The sequence below is a fragment of the Streptomyces sp. NPDC057280 genome, from assembly GCF_042668605.1.
Lineage (GTDB): Bacteria > Actinomycetota > Actinomycetes > Streptomycetales > Streptomycetaceae > Streptomyces.
Window position 1 is genome coordinate 238,566 of record NZ_JBHUYR010000002.1, and the last position, 16,677, is coordinate 255,242.

General features: G+C 69.7%; 16 protein-coding genes and 1 tRNA gene. 5 read left to right on the forward strand and 12 right to left on the reverse strand.

Annotated features, from left to right (window positions below):
• Window positions 1-46: 46 nt before the first annotated feature.
• From ACFUO4_RS11765 to ACFUO4_RS11780, 4 genes are all read right to left on the reverse strand, one after another.
• Window positions 47-1,483: a GH1 family beta-glucosidase gene (locus ACFUO4_RS11765; RefSeq protein ID WP_383482869.1), complete on the reverse strand. Its 1,437-nt coding sequence runs from the start codon at window positions 1,481-1,483 to the stop codon at window positions 47-49.
• A gap of 100 nt (window positions 1,484-1,583) precedes the next feature.
• Window positions 1,584-2,480, reverse strand: coding sequence for a carbohydrate ABC transporter permease (locus ACFUO4_RS11770; protein ID WP_059191979.1), 897 nt, complete (start codon window positions 2,478-2,480; stop codon window positions 1,584-1,586).
• Between the two features lie 11 nt (window positions 2,481-2,491).
• Complete coding sequence (locus ACFUO4_RS11775; protein WP_059191978.1) at window positions 2,492-3,502, reverse strand: carbohydrate ABC transporter permease; 1,011 nt, start codon at window positions 3,500-3,502, stop codon at window positions 2,492-2,494.
• A gap of 5 nt (window positions 3,503-3,507) precedes the next feature.
• Window positions 3,508-4,824, reverse strand: a complete 1,317-nt coding sequence (locus tag ACFUO4_RS11780; RefSeq protein ID WP_079306266.1) for an ABC transporter substrate-binding protein — start codon at window positions 4,822-4,824, stop codon at window positions 3,508-3,510.
• A gap of 533 nt (window positions 4,825-5,357) precedes the next feature.
• On the opposite strand from ACFUO4_RS11780, the gene ACFUO4_RS11785 reads away from it, so the two are divergent.
• A complete protein-coding gene (locus ACFUO4_RS11785) occupies window positions 5,358-6,413 on the forward strand; it encodes a LacI family DNA-binding transcriptional regulator (RefSeq protein ID WP_383482874.1) in 1,056 nt (351 codons plus the stop codon).
• A gap of 190 nt (window positions 6,414-6,603) precedes the next feature.
• On the opposite strand, the gene ACFUO4_RS11790 is transcribed toward ACFUO4_RS11785, so the two are convergent.
• Together ACFUO4_RS11790 and ACFUO4_RS11795 are read right to left on the reverse strand one after the other, a co-directional pair.
• Window positions 6,604-7,122, reverse strand: coding sequence for a GNAT family N-acetyltransferase (locus tag ACFUO4_RS11790; protein ID WP_079306272.1), 519 nt, complete (start codon window positions 7,120-7,122; stop codon window positions 6,604-6,606).
• A gap of 58 nt (window positions 7,123-7,180) precedes the next feature.
• Window positions 7,181-7,765, reverse strand: coding sequence for a TetR family transcriptional regulator (locus tag ACFUO4_RS11795; RefSeq protein ID WP_383482878.1), 585 nt, complete (start codon window positions 7,763-7,765; stop codon window positions 7,181-7,183).
• Between the two features lie 87 nt (window positions 7,766-7,852).
• Between ACFUO4_RS11795 and ACFUO4_RS11800 the strand changes: the two genes are divergently transcribed.
• Window positions 7,853-8,266, forward strand: coding sequence for a nuclear transport factor 2 family protein (locus ACFUO4_RS11800; protein ID WP_383482881.1), 414 nt, complete (start codon window positions 7,853-7,855; stop codon window positions 8,264-8,266).
• Between the two features lie 31 nt (window positions 8,267-8,297).
• Here ACFUO4_RS11800 and ACFUO4_RS11805 read toward each other — a convergent pair.
• The 4 genes from ACFUO4_RS11805 to ACFUO4_RS11820 all read right to left on the reverse strand — a co-directional run bounded on the left by ACFUO4_RS11805 (window position 8,298) and on the right by ACFUO4_RS11820 (window position 11,114).
• Window positions 8,298-8,370: transfer RNA gene (locus ACFUO4_RS11805), tRNA-His, on the reverse strand.
• A 126-nt stretch (window positions 8,371-8,496) separates the two neighbouring features.
• A complete protein-coding gene (gene orn, locus ACFUO4_RS11810; RefSeq protein ID WP_079306276.1) occupies window positions 8,497-9,099 on the reverse strand; it encodes an oligoribonuclease in 603 nt (200 codons plus the stop codon).
• A gap of 132 nt (window positions 9,100-9,231) precedes the next feature.
• Window positions 9,232-10,425, reverse strand: a complete 1,194-nt coding sequence (locus tag ACFUO4_RS11815; protein ID WP_079306278.1) for a helix-turn-helix domain-containing protein — start codon at window positions 10,423-10,425, stop codon at window positions 9,232-9,234.
• 377 nt (window positions 10,426-10,802) lie between these two features.
• Complete coding sequence (locus tag ACFUO4_RS11820) at window positions 10,803-11,114, reverse strand: hypothetical protein (protein WP_383482885.1); 312 nt, start codon at window positions 11,112-11,114, stop codon at window positions 10,803-10,805.
• A gap of 323 nt (window positions 11,115-11,437) precedes the next feature.
• On the opposite strand from ACFUO4_RS11820, the gene ACFUO4_RS11825 reads away from it, so the two are divergent.
• Both ACFUO4_RS11825 and ACFUO4_RS11830 read left to right on the forward strand, forming a co-directional pair.
• Window positions 11,438-11,965: a universal stress protein gene (locus ACFUO4_RS11825; RefSeq protein ID WP_079306280.1), complete on the forward strand. Its 528-nt coding sequence runs from the start codon at window positions 11,438-11,440 to the stop codon at window positions 11,963-11,965.
• 149 nt (window positions 11,966-12,114) lie between these two features.
• A complete protein-coding gene (locus ACFUO4_RS11830) occupies window positions 12,115-12,672 on the forward strand; it encodes a GPR1/FUN34/YaaH family transporter (RefSeq protein ID WP_079306282.1) in 558 nt (185 codons plus the stop codon).
• A gap of 155 nt (window positions 12,673-12,827) precedes the next feature.
• On the opposite strand, the gene glmS is transcribed toward ACFUO4_RS11830, so the two are convergent.
• Both glmS and ACFUO4_RS11840 read right to left on the reverse strand, forming a co-directional pair.
• The gene (gene glmS / locus ACFUO4_RS11835; RefSeq protein ID WP_079306284.1) at window positions 12,828-14,645 is read right to left on the reverse strand and encodes a glutamine--fructose-6-phosphate transaminase (isomerizing); all 1,818 of its coding nucleotides are present in this window, start codon (window positions 14,643-14,645) and stop codon (window positions 12,828-12,830) included.
• 14 nt (window positions 14,646-14,659) lie between these two features.
• Complete coding sequence (locus tag ACFUO4_RS11840) at window positions 14,660-14,917, reverse strand: hypothetical protein (RefSeq protein WP_079306286.1); 258 nt, start codon at window positions 14,915-14,917, stop codon at window positions 14,660-14,662.
• A gap of 186 nt (window positions 14,918-15,103) precedes the next feature.
• Here ACFUO4_RS11840 and ACFUO4_RS11845 point away from each other — a divergent pair, with 186 nt between their 5' ends.
• Complete coding sequence (locus ACFUO4_RS11845; protein ID WP_079306288.1) at window positions 15,104-16,660, forward strand: metallophosphoesterase family protein; 1,557 nt, start codon at window positions 15,104-15,106, stop codon at window positions 16,658-16,660.
• Window positions 16,661-16,677 lie beyond the last annotated feature (17 nt).

A 16,677-nucleotide genomic window follows, 5' to 3' on the forward strand; every position in this document is an offset into this window, starting at 1 on the left:
CTCGGATGCCGCGCCCCGCTCCCGCTCCCCCGACTCGGCGGCGGCCTCAGATCTCGGCGATCGCCGGCAGCGTCCCCGTCCGGGCCGCCTGCCCGTACCACAGGGCGCTCGACTTCGGTGTCCGCGCGAGGGTCGTGTAGTCGACGTACACCGCGCCGAAGCGCTTCTCGTAGCCGTACGCCCACTCGAAGTTGTCCATCAGGGACCACAGGAAGTAGCCGCGCACGTCCGCGCCCTCGGCGATCGCCCGGCGGACCGCGCGCAGGTGGCCGTGGAGGTAGGCGATCCGCTCCGGGTCGTGGACCCGGCCCTCGGGGTCGGGCTTGTCGTCGTAGGCCGCGCCGTTCTCCGTCACGTACAGCGGCAGGCCCGGGGCCTCACGCGTGTAGCGCATGATCAGGTCGTGCAGGCCGGTCGGGTCGATCGTCCAGCCCATCTCCGTGCGCTCGCCCGGCGTCTGGTGGAAGGCGACGTCCTCCGCGGCCGGCCAGGGGGAGTGGTCGCTGGAGCCGTGGCCGTCGGCGCGCGGCGCGGCGGCCTGCGGGTCGGCGGCCGAGACCAGCGTCGGCGTGTAGTAGTTCAGGCCCAGCGCGTCCAACGGCTGGTTGATCAGGGCGAGGTCGCCGTCCTGGACGTAGGACCAGTCGGTGAGCGACTCCGTCGCCGCGAACAGCGACTCCGGGTACGCCCCGTGCAGCATCGGGCCGTGGAAGATCCCGTTGGCCAGGTCGTCGATCTTGCGGACGGCGGCCAGGTCGGCCGGGTCCTGCGAAAGCGGCCTGACCACCGACGAGTTGAGGCTCACCGCGACCGAGTTGCGGGCCGGCATCGCCGCGCGCAGCGCCGAAGCGCCCAGCCCGTGCGCCAGGTTGAGGTGGTGCGCGGCCTTGAGGGAGGCCGCCGGGTCGGTGCGGCCGGGCGCGTGGACGCCGGACGCGTAGCCCAGGAAGGCGCTGCACCAGGGCTCGTTGAGGGTGATCCACTGTTCCACCCGGTCACCGAGCGCCTCGCCGACGATCTGCGCGTACTCCGCGAACCGGTACGCCGTGTCCCGCTCCGGCCAGCCGCCCGCGTCCTCCAGCTCCTGCGGCAGATCCCAGTGGTAGAGCGTGACGGCGGGCTTTATGCCCTTCGACAGCAGCTCGTCGACCAGCTTGCGGTAGAAGTCCAGGCCGCGCTGGACCGCGGGGCCGCGTCCGGTCGGCTGGACACGGGACCAGGAGACGGAGAAGCGGTACGCGTTGAGCCCGATGTCCGCCATCATCGCCACGTCGTCGCGGTAGCGGTGGTAGTGGTCGACAGCGATGTCACCGTGCTCGCCGCCCGCGGTCTTGCCGGGCGTATGGCTGAAGGTGTCCCAGATCGAGGGCGTACGGCCGTCCTCCCGCGCCGCCCCCTCGATCTGGTACGCGGAGGTCGCGGCGCCCCAGAGGAAGGCGGGAGGAAAGGTCACCGGGGTCGCCGGCGTGGCGGGTTCAGGCATGGAAGCGCTCCCAATGGAGGTCGTGGAGACCGACGGGTGAAGGGGGAGGAGGAACAGGGGCCGGGGCGGCGGTGACCCGGCCCCCGAGAAGAACAGCGGGTCAGCCCTTGACGGCGCCCTGCATGATGCCGCCGACGATCTGCTTGCCGAAGATCGCGAAGACCACCAGCAGCGGCAGCGTGCCGAGCAGCGCGCCCGCCATGATCAGGGACTGGTCGGGCGTGTAGCCGCGGCCCAGGCCCGCGACCGCGACCTGCACGGTCGGGTTGCCGTTCTGGGTCAGCACCAGGAAGGGCCACAGGAAGTCGTTCCAGGTCTGCACGAACATCAGCATCCCGAGCACGGCCATCGCGGGCCGCGCGGCCGGGAACACCACGTGCCAGATCACCCGCCAGCTGCTCGCGCCGTCCACCCGGGCGGCCTCGATGATCTCGTCCGGCAGCGCCTGGAGCAGGTACTGCCGCATGAAGAACACGCCGAACGCGCTGACCAGCGAGGGCAGGATCACCGCCTGCAACTGGTCGGACCAGTCGAGCTTGGCCACCATCATGTACAGCGGGATCACGCTCAGCTGCGGCGGCACCATCATCGTGCCGATCACGATCAGCATCAGGGCGTTGCGGCCCTTGAAGCGCAGCTTGGCGAAGGCGAACCCGGCGATCGTCGACAGGATGACGATGGTGAGCGCCGAGACCCCCGCCACGAACGTGGTGTTGATGAAGGCCTCGCCCAGGTTGGCGTCGTTCCAGGCGATCTCCAGCTTGTCGAACAGGCCCCCGCCGAACCACAGCGGCGGCGGGTTCTGCGCGAGGCGCTGGTTGTCACGGGACGCGGCGATCGCCGTCCACACCAGCGGGAACAGCGAGCCGATCGTGAACAGGGCGAGGATGACGTAGGCGATCGGACCGGCGTGCAGCGTGCCGCCCGCGCGGGCCGAGCGGGGGCGCCGGGGGCGCTTGGCCTCGTCGGCCGGCGGTTTGGTGAGTGTCGTCGTCACGGCCGGTTCTCCTAACTACTGGCGCGCAGCCGGCGCGAGATGACGTAGTTGACGATCCCGACCACGATGAGGATCAGGAACATCGTCCAGGCGATCGCGGAGGCGCGGCCCAGGTGCTGGTTGACCCAGCCCTGCTCGTACAGATACAGGCCGAGCGTCTGGAACTGGTGCTGCGAGCCGCCCGAGGCACCCTTGTTCGCGTCGAACAGCAGCGGCTCACCGAAGAGCTGGGAGGCGCCGATGGTCGAGACGACCACGGTGAACAGGATGGTCGGCCGCAGCGACGGCAGCGTCACATGGAAGAACTGCTGCCAGCGGCTGGCCCCGTCCAGGGCCGCGGACTCGTACAGGTCCTGCGGGATCGCCTGCATCGCGGCCAGGTAGATCAGCGCGTTGTACCCGGTCCACCGCCAGATGACGATCGAGGACACCGCGATCTGCGACGGCCACTTGTCGTTCTGCCAGTCGATGTTGTCGATGCCGACGTGGTTCAGCGCCCAGTTGATCATGCCGTAGTCACGGCCGAAGAGCAGGACGAAGACGAGCGAGGCGGCGGCGATCGAGGTCGCGTACGGCGCGAGCATCGCGACCCGGTAGAAGGTCGAACCGCGCAGCTTGTAGTTGAGGATGTGCGCGAGGCCCATCGCCATCAGCAGCTGCGGCACCGTCGAGATGATCCCGATGGTCAGCGTGTTCTTCGCCGCGTTCCAGAAGAAGTCGTCGTCGAAGATCCGCGTGTAGTTCCGGAAACCCACCCAGTGCATGTCGGTGGGCGCGGTCAGCTCCACCTGGTGCAGCGAGGCCCACCCGGTGTAGATGAGCGGGAACAGGCCGAACGCCAGGAACAGCAGGAAGAACGGCGAGACGAAGGCGTACGGGCTCCAGCGCACGTCCCGCTGCCAGCGGCGGGACAGCCGCGCGCGGCGGCGCTCGTCGTCCGGGGGCCCCGCGGACGGGCGGGCCGGGGCCGCGCCCCCCTCCTTGGCGGGGGACGCGGCGGCGGTGTCGTGCCCAGTGGTCATACGGGTCACTGGTCCAGGTTGTTGTCGATGGTCTTCACGGCGTTGTCCCAGGCGTCCTTGGGCGACTTGCCCTGGGTCACCAGGACCACACCGTTGTCGGTCAGGCCCTGCTGGATGATCTGGTCCTTCGGGCCGATCGTCTGCACGGGGATGTTCTTGGCGGCCTCGGCGAAGATCGTGCCGATCGGCGCGTCACCGGTCATGTCGTTCTTCGCGTTCTTCACCGCGGCCGAGTCGTACGCGGCCGGGGTGCTCGGGAAGCTGCCCTGCACGGCGAAGAGCTTGGCCTGCTGCTCCGGGGCGGTCAGCCAGGCGGCGAGCTTGGCGGCCTCCTCGGTGTGCTTGCCGGACTTCGGCACGGTCAGGAAGGAACCGCCCCAGTTGCCGGACTTCGGCGCCTGGGCGATGTCCCACTTGCCCTTGGCGTCGGCCTTCGACTTGCCCTTGATGTAGCCGAGCATCCACGGCGGGCAGGACATCGCCGCGAACTTGCTGTTGGCGATGGTGGTGTCCCAGGCGGGCTGGAACTGCGTCTGGTTGCCGACCAGGCCGGCCTCGGCGGCGTCGGCGGTGAGGTCGAAGGCGGACTTCACGGCCGGGTTGGTCTTGTAGATGACCTTGCCGGAGGAGTCGTAGAACCGCTCGGTCTCACTGCTGAGGATGGCCTGGAGCAGACCGCCGGGGGAGTCCAGGAAGGTCGTGCCCTTGGCCTTCTTCTGGTACTGCTTGCCGACGTCGACGAACTTGTCCCAGCTGCCCGCCCACAGCTTGCCGACCTCTTCGCGGTCGGTGGGCAGGCCCGCGGCCTTGAACAGGTCCTTGCGGTAGCAGATGGCCATCGGGCCGACGTCCGTGCCGACACCGATGGTCTGGCCGTCCTTGGTCGTGGCCTGCTGCCACTTCCAGTCCAGGTAGTCGCTCTTCTTGCCGTACTTCGACAGGTCGAGCAGCTTGGCGGACTGGGTCTGGACGACCTCGGCGATGTTGCCGACCTCGACCATCTGGATGTCCTGGAGACCGCTGTTGGTGGTGAGGTGGTTGATGAGCGCGGGGTAGTAGTTCTCGTTGCGCTCGACGACCGTCTGCTCGATGTGGATGTTGGGGTGGAGCTTCTCGTACTCCTTGTACAGGCCGGACTCCTTGAAGCCGGCGGTCCCGAAGAGGCCGAGGGTGATCGTGGTCTTGCCGCCACCACCGCCCGACGACTCGTTGCTGTCGTCCTTGCCGTCGTCGGCACAGCCGGCCAGCAGCCCGGCGCCCAGCGACGCCACGGCCGCCAGGACCACCACCCTGCGACGGGCGGTTCGGGTACGTGCTCGCATTGAGTCCTCCTGTTGCCCTGACGTGCCGACCCCCCGGCCAACTGCATTGTTGGGCCCGTTAGTTCTCGCGGCGGCTCGGGCGGGGAACGTGCGGGATGTGTATGTGTCAGGTACTGTGGGAGCGCTCCCACCAGTGATGAGTTGAAGAGTCGTCGGTCTCGGCGGGGGTGTCAAGGGTGCGGACAGTGCGATATCGCTTCGAGACTTTTCTTTCGCTGAACGGAGGAGGTCGATCCGGTTGAGCTTACGAGGCTGCTCTGTTCGTATGCGATGCGTCCGGTGAGCGGACGGCTTCCTTGGTGCGACGGCCCTCCACGCGAGCGCGGGGGCGTCCGAGGTTGCCTTAGCGAACTCCCCGTGCACAGTGCTGCGTGCGAGTCTGAACGCACAGTGTTCCGGCAAGCGGAACCGGAGCGGAAGCGGGCGGCACGTCCCGTCGCACCCGGAGCGAGGTGTTCGCCGCGGGATCCGGGTGCGATCACGGCTGTTAGATTCCAGGCCAACACAGGTTCGACGGCGGGAGGCGGGGCCACATGGCAAGCCACGGGGCGCGAGCTCGGAGCGGTGGCCGACCCACGCTCGAAGAGGTGGCCGCACGCGCCGGCGTCGGGCGGGGCACGGTCTCCCGGGTGATCAACGGCTCGCCGCGGGTCAGCGACGCGACCCGGGCGGCGGTGGAGGCCGCGGTCGCGGAGCTCGGGTACGTCCCGAACACGGCGGCCCGCGCGCTCGCGGCCAACCGTACGGACGCGATCGCGCTGGTCGTCCCCGAGCCGGAGACCCGCTTCTTCGCGGAGCCCTACTTCTCGGACATGCTGAAGGGTGTCGCGGCGGAACTGTCCGACACTGAGATGCAGTTGCTGCTGATCTTCGCGGGCAGCGACCGGGAGCGCCGCCGGCTGGCCCAGTATCTGGCCGCACACCGCGTCGACGGCGTCCTGCTGGTCTCCGTGCACGCCGACGACCCGCTGCCCGACCTGCTGTCCCAGCTGGAGATCCCGGCGGTGATCAGCGGCCCGCGCTCGGCGCTGGAGACGCTGCCGTCGGTGGACTCGGACAACTACGGCGGCGCCCGCCAGGCCGTCGAACACCTGCTGTCCCGCGGCCGCCACCGCATCGCCCACATCACCGGCCGCCTCGACGTCTACGGCGCCCAGCGCCGCGTCGACGGCTACCGCGACGCCCTCAGGGACGCGGGGCAGACCGTGGACGAGGCCCTGATCGAGCCGGGCGACTTCACCGAGGAGGGCGGCACCCGGGCGATGGCGGCGCTGCTGTCCCGCTGCCCCGACCTCGACGCGGTCTTCGCCGCCTCCGACGTCACGGCGGCCGGCGCCCGCCAGGCCCTGCGCGAGGCGGGCCGCCGCATCCCCGACGACGTCGCCCTCGTCGGCTACGACGACTCCGCGATAGCCCGCCACATGGAGCCGCCCCTCACCAGCGTCCGCCAGCCCATCGCGGAGATGGGCCGCCACATGATCAACCTCCTCCTGACCGAAATCGCAGACCGCCGCCCCACGGCATCCCGCGAGCTGGACCGCCGGCAGGTGGTCCTGGTGACGGAGTTGGTGGAGCGGGCTTCGTCGTAGGGGGAGCAGGCGGCGTAGGGGCTGTAGGCGGCGTAGAGGGCCTCACCAGCACTGCGGTGGCCGCCGGGTCGGCCCGCCAGCCACACGAGCATCAGCAGGTTGAACCCCAGGACGGCCCGGGTCGGCGGCCACCATCGCGGGAACGACCGTTTCCGGAGGCCGGCTCGGAGGCGGGGCCTCCTCTCACCTCTCACGCCTTCAGCGACAGCCGCCAGACCGTCTCCCCGTCGTGTTGCTCCTCCGTCGGGGACAGGCCCGCCGCTCTCGCCACTGATGCCGATGCGGTGTGGGTGGGGTGGATGTGGGCGGTGATCGTGCGGACGTAGTGGCGGATCAGCCAGGTGACCAGGGCGCGGGCGGCTTCGGCGGCGTAGCCGTGGCCCTGCCAGGGGGTGCCGACGATCCAGGCGATCTCGGCCTCGCGGCTTCCGGTGACCGTGGCCTGGACGGTGCCGATGAGGCGGTCCTCGGCGCGGTGGCGCAGCACCCAGTTGTGCCAGGAGACGGTCGGATGCGGGGAACCGGCCGCGAGGCGTTCGTAGCGCTCCCGCAGTTCCTCGGGCGTGAGGGGCGCGCCGCCGATGAACGTGTGCAGCGCCGGGTCCCCGAGGACGACGGCCATCTCCTCGGCGTGGGCCACGCTGAGGGGCAGGAGGTCCAGGCGGGGGGTGTGGATCGCACCGGTGGGCGCGGGAGCGGGCTCGGTCACCGTCGGGAGTCTAGGCGCCGGTCCGGCCCCTGGCGTACGACGGACGCGCCGGTGCGTCTCAAGTCGCCTCCCGCGTCAGGCACTTGAAGGCGGGTCGGAGCACCGCGGCGATCCGGTCGGCGGGGGTGTCGCGGAGGGCGGGCAGGGCGAGGAGCTGGTGGCCGATGGTGATGCCGACCAGCGCGGTGACGACCAGCGCGGCGCGCAGCTCGGCGTCGTCGGAGTGGGGCAGCGCGGCGGCGAGGGAGTCGATCTGCCCGCCCAGTGCCCGGCGCGCGTGCTCCGCCGCGTCCGGATCGGTGAGCATCGAGCGCAGGGTGGCCAGGGTGCCGTCGGGCAGCCCGCCGAGCTTGATGTCCAGCGAGGTGAGGAGCTGGTCGACGAGCGCGTCGGGGTCGCCGCCCCCGGGCGGTGGTGCGGTGGTCTGGACGGCCTCGGTGAACAGCTGCCGTTTCGTGCCGAAGTGCTGCATGACCAGCGCCGGGTCCACGCCCGCCGCCGCGGCCACGGCCCGGACGGTGGTCCGCTGGAAGCCGCGCTCGGCGAACAGGGCACGGGCGCTGTCCAGGATGCGCGCCCGGGTGGCCCGACGGCGTTCGACCCGGGTCGGGGCGGTCGGGGCGGGGTCCGGATGGTCGGTCATCGGCTCACTCTACAAGCGTTGACCGAAGTGCGAGGGCAGCACTACGCTCACTCACTCAACAAGTGTTGAGCGAGTGGGGTGACCGAGATGCTGAACCCTCGTGAGGTACTGGCGCGCTACCACCGGGCCATGCGGGACAAGTCGGCCGACGAGCTGGCGGAGCTGTACGCGCGGGACGCGGTGCACGAGTTCCCGTTCACCGCTCCCGGCTTCCCGCCGCGCTACACCAGCCGGGAGGAGATCCGCGTGGGGTACCGGGCCGCGTGGGGCGCGAGTCCCGTGCGGGTGGTGGAGATCAGGGACGTGGTCGTCCACGAGACCCGGGACCCGGAGGTGATCGTCGCCGAGCAGACCGTGGTCGCGGCGGTGCCGGGCGGGGCGGACGGCTTCACCGTGCCGGGGCTGCTGGTCCTGCGGGTGCGGGACGGGCTGCTGGTCCATGTCCGCGACTACATGGACGGGTTCGGGGTGAGCAACGCCCGCAACGCGATCAGCCGGTGACCTCTTGCGAGGCCACCGGCTGATCAACCAGGGTGAGTGACGGGACTCGAACCCGCGGCATCCTGGACCACAACCAGGTGCTCTACCAGCTGAGCTACACCCACCATGACCGGCGTGGGACTTTGTGGTGTTCCCTACCGGCCGAGAAAAAGTGTACAGGGTCCGAAGGGGTGCTCGCGCACGGCTTTTACGGCGCCCCTCCAGAGCCCTTCCGGAGGACCCTTGCCCGCCTACTGAGCAGGCAGTACGTGCTTGGCCGCGATCGTCCGCGCGGTGTCCGAGTCGGGTCCGGGCTGCGGTACGAAGATGGCCTCGCGGTAGTAGCGCAGCTCCGCGATGGACTCGCGGATGTCGGCGAGGGCGCGGTGGTTGCCGTTCTTCTCGGGGCTGTTGAAGTACGCCCGCGGGTACCAGCGCCGGGCCAGCTCCTTCACCGACGACACGTCGACGATGCGGTAGTGGAGGTAGCTCTCCAGCTCCGTCATGTCCCGGGCGAGGAAGCCGCGGTCCGTGCCCACCGAGTTGCCGCACAGGGGGGCCTTGCCGGGTTCCTTCACATGCTCCCGGATGTAGGCGAGCACCTGCTCCTCGGCCTCGGGCAGCGTGGTGCCGCCGGCCAGCTCGTCGAGCAGTCCGGACGCGGTGTGCATCTGACGCACCACCTCCGGCATCGTCTCCAGCGCCCGGGCCGGCGGGCGGATGACGATGTCCACTCCTTCGCCGAGGATGTTCAGCTCGGAGTCGGTGACGAGGGCGGCTACCTCGATGAGAGCGTCGTCGGACAGCGAGAGGCCGGTCATCTCGCAGTCGATCCACACCATGCGATCGTTCATGCGAACACCCTAAAGCTGGCGTCGCGGTTTGGGAGGACCGGTGGTGCAGCCAGTCTCCCCACCGGCACCACGGCACGGCTGAACGCCGGACGGGCTGAGATGCCCGACCGGCGTCATCAAGCAGCCGCGCCGCTACGACCCGCTGCGCTGCCCCGGCAGGCTCGCCGACAGCTGCGCCCCGGAACCGACCGCGCTCGCCGCCGCCGTACGGCGGGTCTGGAGCGGGACCGGACCGGCCTCCGGGTGGAGGAGCGGCGGCGGCCCGGAGGGGGCCCCGCTGCCGTCGGCCTCGGCCGGCTTGTCGCTCTGCGGCCGGCGCGCGCGGTACGCGGCCCGGTACGCGGCGGGCGACGAGCCCAGCTGGCGGCGGAAGTGCCCGCGCAGCGCGACCGGCGAACGGAAGCCGCAGCGGCCCGCGACCTCGTCCACCGAGTAGTCCGATGTCTCCAGCAGACGCTGTGCCTGCAGCACCCGCTGCGTGATCAGCCACTGGAGCGGGGCCGACCCGGTCAGCGAGCGGAAGCGGCGGTCGAACGTACGACGGCTCATGTACGCCCTGGCCGCGAGCGTCTCCACGTCGAACTGTTCGTGGAGGTGCTCCAGCGCCCAGGCGACGACCTCGGCGAGCGGGTCGGCGCCGATCTCCTCAGGTAAAGACCTGTCGAGATAGCGCTCCTGCCCGCCCGACCGGCGCGGGGGCACGACCAGACGCCGGGCCAGCGCGCCGGCCGCCTCGTTGCCGTGGTCCGTCCGCACGATGTGGAGACAGAGGTCGATGCCCGCCGCCGTACCGGCGGAGGTCAGCACGTCTCCGTCGTCGACGAAGAGTTCTCTCGGATCCACGTGGACCGACGGATAGCGCTTGGCCAGCGTCGGTGCGTACATCCAGTGTGTGGTCGCGGGGCGGCCGTCCAGCAGGCCCGCCGCGGCGAGGACGAAGGCACCCGTGCACAGCCCGACGATGCGGGCGCCTTCCTCGTGCGCGCGACGCAGGGCGTCGAGCGCTTCCTCGGGCGGTGGCGAGGTGATCGATCGCCAGGCCGGCACGACGACCGTGCCCGCCCGTGAGATCGCCTCCAGGCCATGTGGCGCGGTGAGTTCCAGGCCCCCTGTGGTCCGCAGTGGGCCTTCCTCGCCGCCGCACACCAGCAAGCGGTAGCGCGGCACGCCGGCGTCCTGGCGGTCGATCCCGAACACCGACAGCGGTATGGAACTCTCGAAGATGGGGCCGCCGCTGAACAGCAGCACCGCGACGATCTCCTTGCGGCGTCGCCCGGCAAGCTTCCGGGCCGCGGCTTCCGGCGCGGCAGCGGAGTCGTGGCTCATACTGCTAAGCCCCCCTCGGTGGTCGCGGCTCCTCGGTTGTGTCGCTCCTGCACGTTTCCCCTCGGTCCTGCACGAGTCCCCCGCCGTAAGACGTCAAGATCGAATCTACTGTGTCCCGTGGTGCCGGGGTGACCAGTTCGGCAACCGGCACATTGTCGACATGGCAACTTGGCGTGAAGCATTCGATCACGAAGCGTTGCACTCAGGGGCCGTGCAGGGAAGTGCGCCTCGTCGCAGTGGCCAATCCACGTAGGGTGCGAGGGGGCCCCGGGACCCTTTCCGTGCAGGTCGAACGGGGGGTGGGGGGTGTCACCGGCAACCTATGTGCAGGGCCGAGAAGTTGGCTGAAAAGATACGGGTCCGTGCGCGGAAACCGGTCAAGCGACCGGTGAGTTTCCCCCGGTGTGACGACCGCCTCGATGAGACCCCGTTCCGGTTCTGTGACGACGGCCACGATGGGGTGCGTGTTCCTCCGCGAGCAAGCGCGCCGCGCCGCGCTCGGACTGGCGCAGCAGCACCCGGCAGACGGCCGTGACGGCGGCGAGACCGAGGGCGGTGCCGGCGGCGCCGGCGAGCGAGGAGCCGTACCAGACGAGGACCACCGGGACGAGGACGCAGCTGAAGGCCGCCCAGCGGACCACGTCCGTGGCGGAGTCGGCGGAATCGGAGGGCGGTCGGTGTCCGGACATGGCGTGCTCCCTGGGGGTGACTCGCGGGGTTCAACGCCTGTTCGACGGGTCGGTCACTGCGTGCAGGGCCCTTCGGGGGGCGTACGCGGGGCGGCGGTTCCTTGAATCCTGTGCAAACCGCCTGTACAGCGCAGCAACCATTGCGTTACGGGCGCACCCTCGTGCATGCTCCCTGGAACCCCTTACCGACCGTGAGCGGGATCTGGGCGAAGGAGGCGTGCCGCCGTACCCTTGGGGGTATGGGGTTGGGAAGATGATTCCCGGACACAGCTCCGCCGCACACGGTCGTCCCTCCCACTAAGGATCACAACGCCGAGACAGCCATGGCCGGTCACGAATTCTTCGAACCTGCGGACCGCAAGCGGCCCGTCGCCGATCCCACGGCGGCCGAGCCCCAGGCGGCGGAAGAGCCACGCCGTTCCTGCGACCCGGCTTTCAAGCACGGCGTCGTGGTCGGCTTCGACGGCTCCACGTCCAGCGAGCGCGCCCTCGCGTACGCCATCGGCATGGCCCACCGCTCCGGCTCGGGCCTGATCATCGTCCATGTCGCCAACCGGCTGCCCACGACCGTGTGGGCGGGCTGCGAGCCGCCGGTCTTCGTGGACGTCCCCGACCACCGCACCGAGGTGCTCGGTCTCGAGCTGGCCTGTGCCGACTATCTGGCCGAGGTGCCCTGGATCCTCGTCGAGCGCGGCGGCGACATCTGCCACGAGCTCGAAGAGGTCGGGCGGGAGTACGAGGCGGACGCGATCGTCGTCGGCTCCACCCACGGCATCGTGGGGCGCATCTTCGGCTCCGTCGCGGGGCGGCTCGCCAAGCGTGCCAAGCGTCCCGTCGTTGTGATTCCGTAACTCCGCGTTCTCCCAGGTGAGATGCGAACCGGGAACACCCCGCCCCCTTTGTGCAGCGCCCAAATCTACTGGCGCGTAGAGGTGTTTGTGCCCTTGTGAAGGGCATATATCGCACACCGCACAACTGCACAGCATGAAGGGAGCCCGCCGTGGACAATGACGTCTCCGCGGGAGCAACCACCACCATCGTCGGCCGACTCGCCCTCGGGATCACCCTCCTGGCGTTCGGGCTCGGCCACACCGACGTGATCGACGGTGTGTCAGCCGCTGACGCCGTGTCAATCGCCCACTACGTGGGCGGCATCGCCCTCTTCGTCGCCGGGCTCATGGCCTTCCGTGACCGCGACACCGCCAACGGGACCGCGTTCGCGGCGCTGGGTGCGCTGTGGTTCACGTGGGCCGTCTCGGACGCCGGCTCCGCCAACGCGGCCGGACTGTTCTTCCTGCTCTTCGCCCTCGTGGCGCTGTCTCTCACGCTCGCGGGCGGGGACCAACTGGGGCAGGGGACCTACGGGTTGCTCTTCGTGTCCCTCGTGCTGATGGCCATCGCGGCCTTCGCCGACAACGACGGACTCGCCAAGGTGGGCGGCTGGTTCGCGGTCGCGGCGGGGGCGGTGGCCTGGTATGCGGCCACTGCGGCGTTGGCTCACTGGCCGACGTCGCTTCGTGGGCGTGCTGCCGGACGTGGCGTGACGGCCACCGGGTAGCTGCGCAGGCCGGGGGGTTGGGCGGCTCCCCGGTGTTGAGAACGGACCCCCCGTGAGTGGTGGCATCACGTGGGGGTCCGTTCCTGTTTCGTTGGCCTCTGCGGGTGTGTGGGGGTTGCTCGCGCAGTTCCCCGCGCCCCTGAAGACAAAAGCCTCTACTCGACCGTTACCGACTTCGCCAGGTTCCTCGGCTTGTCGATGTCCCTGCCCAGGCCCAAAGCCGTGTGGTACGCCAGGAGTTGCAGCGGGATGCCCATCAGGATCGGGTCGAGTTCGTCCTCGTTCTTCGGGACGACGATCGTGTGGTCGGCCTTCTCCTGGGGCTGGTGGGCGACCGCGAGGATCTTGCCGCTGCGGGCCTTGATCTCCTCCATCGCGGCGCGGTTCTTCTCCAGCAGGTCGTCGTCGGGGACGATCGCGACCGTGGGGAGGGCGGGCTCGATCAGGGCCAGCGGGCCGTGCTTGAGCTCGGAGGCCGGGTAGGCCTCGGCGTGGATGTAGGAGACCTCCTTGAGCTTCAGGGAGGCCTCGCGGGCCACCGGGTAGCCCCGGACGCGGCCGATGAAGAGCATCGAGCGGGCGTCGGTGTACTGCTCGGCCAGCTTCTTGATCTCCTCCTCACGGTCGAGGATCTCGGCGATCTGGGCGGGCAGCCTGCGCAGGCCCTCGATGATGCGCTTGCCGTCGCGGACCGAGAGGTCGCGGGTGCGGCCCAGGTGCAGGGCGAGCAGCGCGAAGGCCACCGTCGTGTTGGTGAAGCACTTCGTCGAGACGACGCAGACCTCGGGGCCCGCGTGGACGTAGATGCCGCCGTCCGCCTCGCGGGCGATCGCCGAGCCGACCACGTTGACCACGCCGAGGACGCGGGCGCCCTTGCGCTTGAGCTCCTGGACGGCCGCGAGGACGTCGTACGTCTCGCCCGACTGGGAGACCGCGATGTAGAGCGTGTCGGGGTCCACGACGGCGTTGCGGTAGCGGAACTCGGAGGCCGGCTCGGCGTCCGCGGGGATGCGGGCCAGCTCCTCGATCATCTGGGCGCCGATCTGGCCCGCGTGGTACGAGGTGCCGCAGCCGAGGATCTTCACGCGGCGGATCTGCCGGGCCTCGCGGGCGTCGAGGTTGAGGCCGCCGAGGTGGACCGTGGAGAAGCGGTCGTCGATGCGGCCGCGCAGGACGCGGTCGACCGCCTCGGCCTGCTCGAAGATCTCCTTGTGCATGTACGTGTCGTGGCCGCCCATGTCGTAGGAGGCGGCCTCCCACTCGACCGTGGTGGGCTCGGACGTCGTCCGGGTGCCTTCCGTGGTGTACGTGCGGAAGTCGTCGGCCTTGAGGGTGGCCATCTCGCCGTCGTCCAGCGTCACTATCTGCCGCGTGTGGGCGACCAGGGCGGCGATGTCCGAGGCGACGAACATCTCCTTCTCGCCGATGCCGAGGACCACGGGGGAGCCGTTGCGGGCGACGACGATGCGGTCCGGGAAGTCGGCGTGCAGCACGGCGATGCCGTACGTGCCCTCGATCACGCGCAGGGTCTCGCGGACCTTGTCCTCCAGCTTCTCCTGCTGCGAGCGGGCGATGAGGTGGACGAGGACCTCGGTGTCGGTCTCGGAGAGGAACTCGACGCCGTCGGCCTCCAGCTTGCGGCGCAGGTCGGAGGCGTTGTCGATGATGCCGTTGTGGACGACGGCGACCTTGCCCTCGGCGTCGAGATGCGGGTGGGCGTTCACGTCGGAGGGGGCGCCATGGGTGGCCCAGCGGGTGTGGGCGATGCCGGTCGTGCCCTTGAAGCGGGCCGGGACCTTGGCCTCCAGGTCGCGGACGCGGCCCTTGGCCTTGACCGTTCTGAGCCCTGCCGTCTTCGGCGCGGTGATGGCGATGCCCGCCGAGTCGTAGCCCCGGTACTCCAGGCGCTGCAGGCCCTCCAGGAGCAGCGGCGCCACGTCACGTTTGCCGATGTAGCCGACGATTCCGCACATATGTATACGTATTCCTATCCGTAGACGATCCGGCGCAGCTGGCGGAGCGTGAGTTCCGGCGGGGCCACCGCCCGGTATTTCAGGTCCGCCTCGATCCGGTCGAAGATCTCCGCGTTCACCAGGCCCTGGGCCTGGAGCTCGCGGTGGCGGCGACGGACGTACACCTCGGTCGTCTCGTCGAAGTAGGCGAGCACGTCCTGGATCACCCGCAGCGCCTCGCCCCGCTGGAGGGGTGTGGTGCGGGTCAGGTGATCAACAAGGTCGTCGTGCACTCGGTAGATCCTGAGGTATCGAAGGCCGCCTCGCAAGAATCCTGCCCGATATCGGGCAGAGAGTCTGTAGAAACTCTTAGGAGAACATTGAATCTCTTATGAGGCCGTGTTCGTGACTTGGCCACCCGGCGTCTTGCGTCTCGTTGCCTGAGGGGACGAGTTTCGGTCGTCATGGACATTCCTCGCATGGGCGTACCCGAGCAGCTCGCCGACCGCATGAGCATGGCCGAGCAGCACGAGTACCTGCGCGCCAGATTCTCCCGGCGCACGATGATCAGGGGCGGCGCGGTCACGCTGGGCGCCGTCACGGGCGGCGCCTTCGTGCCCGGCGCCACCGCCCAGGCCACGCCGATGGCCGCCCCGCGCACCGAGACCGTCGACGGGGCCCTGGTCGCCCCGTTCGGCCGCCACCTCGCCTACGGCAGCGACCCGCGCACCGAGATGACCGTCTCGTGGCAGGTCCCCGTCGCCGTCAAGAAGCCCTTCATCCGCATCGGCGCCCACCCCTGGGACCTCTCCCGCAAGATCGACGCCGAAGTCCGCACCCTCTACACCCCGGCGGGCGTCGGGACGAGCGCCGATCACACCCAGTACTACGTCCACGCCAAGCTGACCCACCTCAAGCCCGGCAAGACGTACTACTACGGCGTCGGCCACAAGGGCTTCGACCCGGCCGCCCCGCACCTCGTCGGCACCCTCGGCACCTTCACCACCGCCCCCGCCCACAAGGCGCCCTTCACCTTCACCGCCTTCGGCGACCAGGGCGTCAGCTACCACGGCCTCGCCAACGACGCCCTGATCCTCGGCCAGAACCCGTCCTTCCACCTGCATGCCGGCGACATCGCCTACGCCGACCCGGCCGGGCAGGGCAAGTCCGCCGACACCGGTTTCGACTCACGGGTGTGGGACCAGTTCCTCGCGCAGACCGAGTCGGTCGCCAAGTCGGTGCCGTGGATGGTGAGTTACGGCAACCACGACATGGAGGCCTGGTACTCGCCCAACGGATACGGCGGCGAGGAGGCCCGCTTCACGCTCCCCGACAACGGGCCCGACAAGAAGCACCTCCCGGGCGTCTACTCCTTCGTCCACGGCAACACCGCGATCATCTCGCTCGACCCGAACGACGTGTCGTACGAGATCCCCGCCAACCTCGGCATCTCCGGCGGGACGCAGACCAAGTGGTTCGAGGGGCAGCTGAAGAAGTTCCGGGCCCGGCACGACATCGACTTCATCGTCGTCTTCTTCCACCACTGCGCCTACTGCACCTCCACCGCGCACGCATCCGAGGGCGGCGTCCGGCAGGAGTGGGTGCCGCTGTTCGAGAAGTACACGGTGGACCTGGTCATCAACGGCCACAACCACCAGTACGAGCGGACCGACGTCATCAAGGGCAACAAGGTTGCCAAGAAGCTCCCGATCGGCGAGACGGCGTACCCCGAGACCGAGGGTGTGGTGTACGTGACCGCCGGTGCGGCGGGCCGCAGCCTGTACGCGTTCACCGCGCCGGACTCCTACGAGGGGCACCAGAACGAGGTCGAGTCCGTCGCCTCCTTCATCAACACCAAGGACGGCAAGGTCAACGAGACCGTCGCCTGGTCCCGGGTGCGGTACCTCGACTACTCGTTCCTGCGGGTGGACGTGGAACCGGCGCCGCGCGGGCACTGGGCCAAGCTCAAGGTGTCGGGCATCGCCGAGACCGGGGACCGGATCGACCACTTCACGGTGGCGCGGAAGGCCAAGTAGCCCTCTGGCAGGGCCCG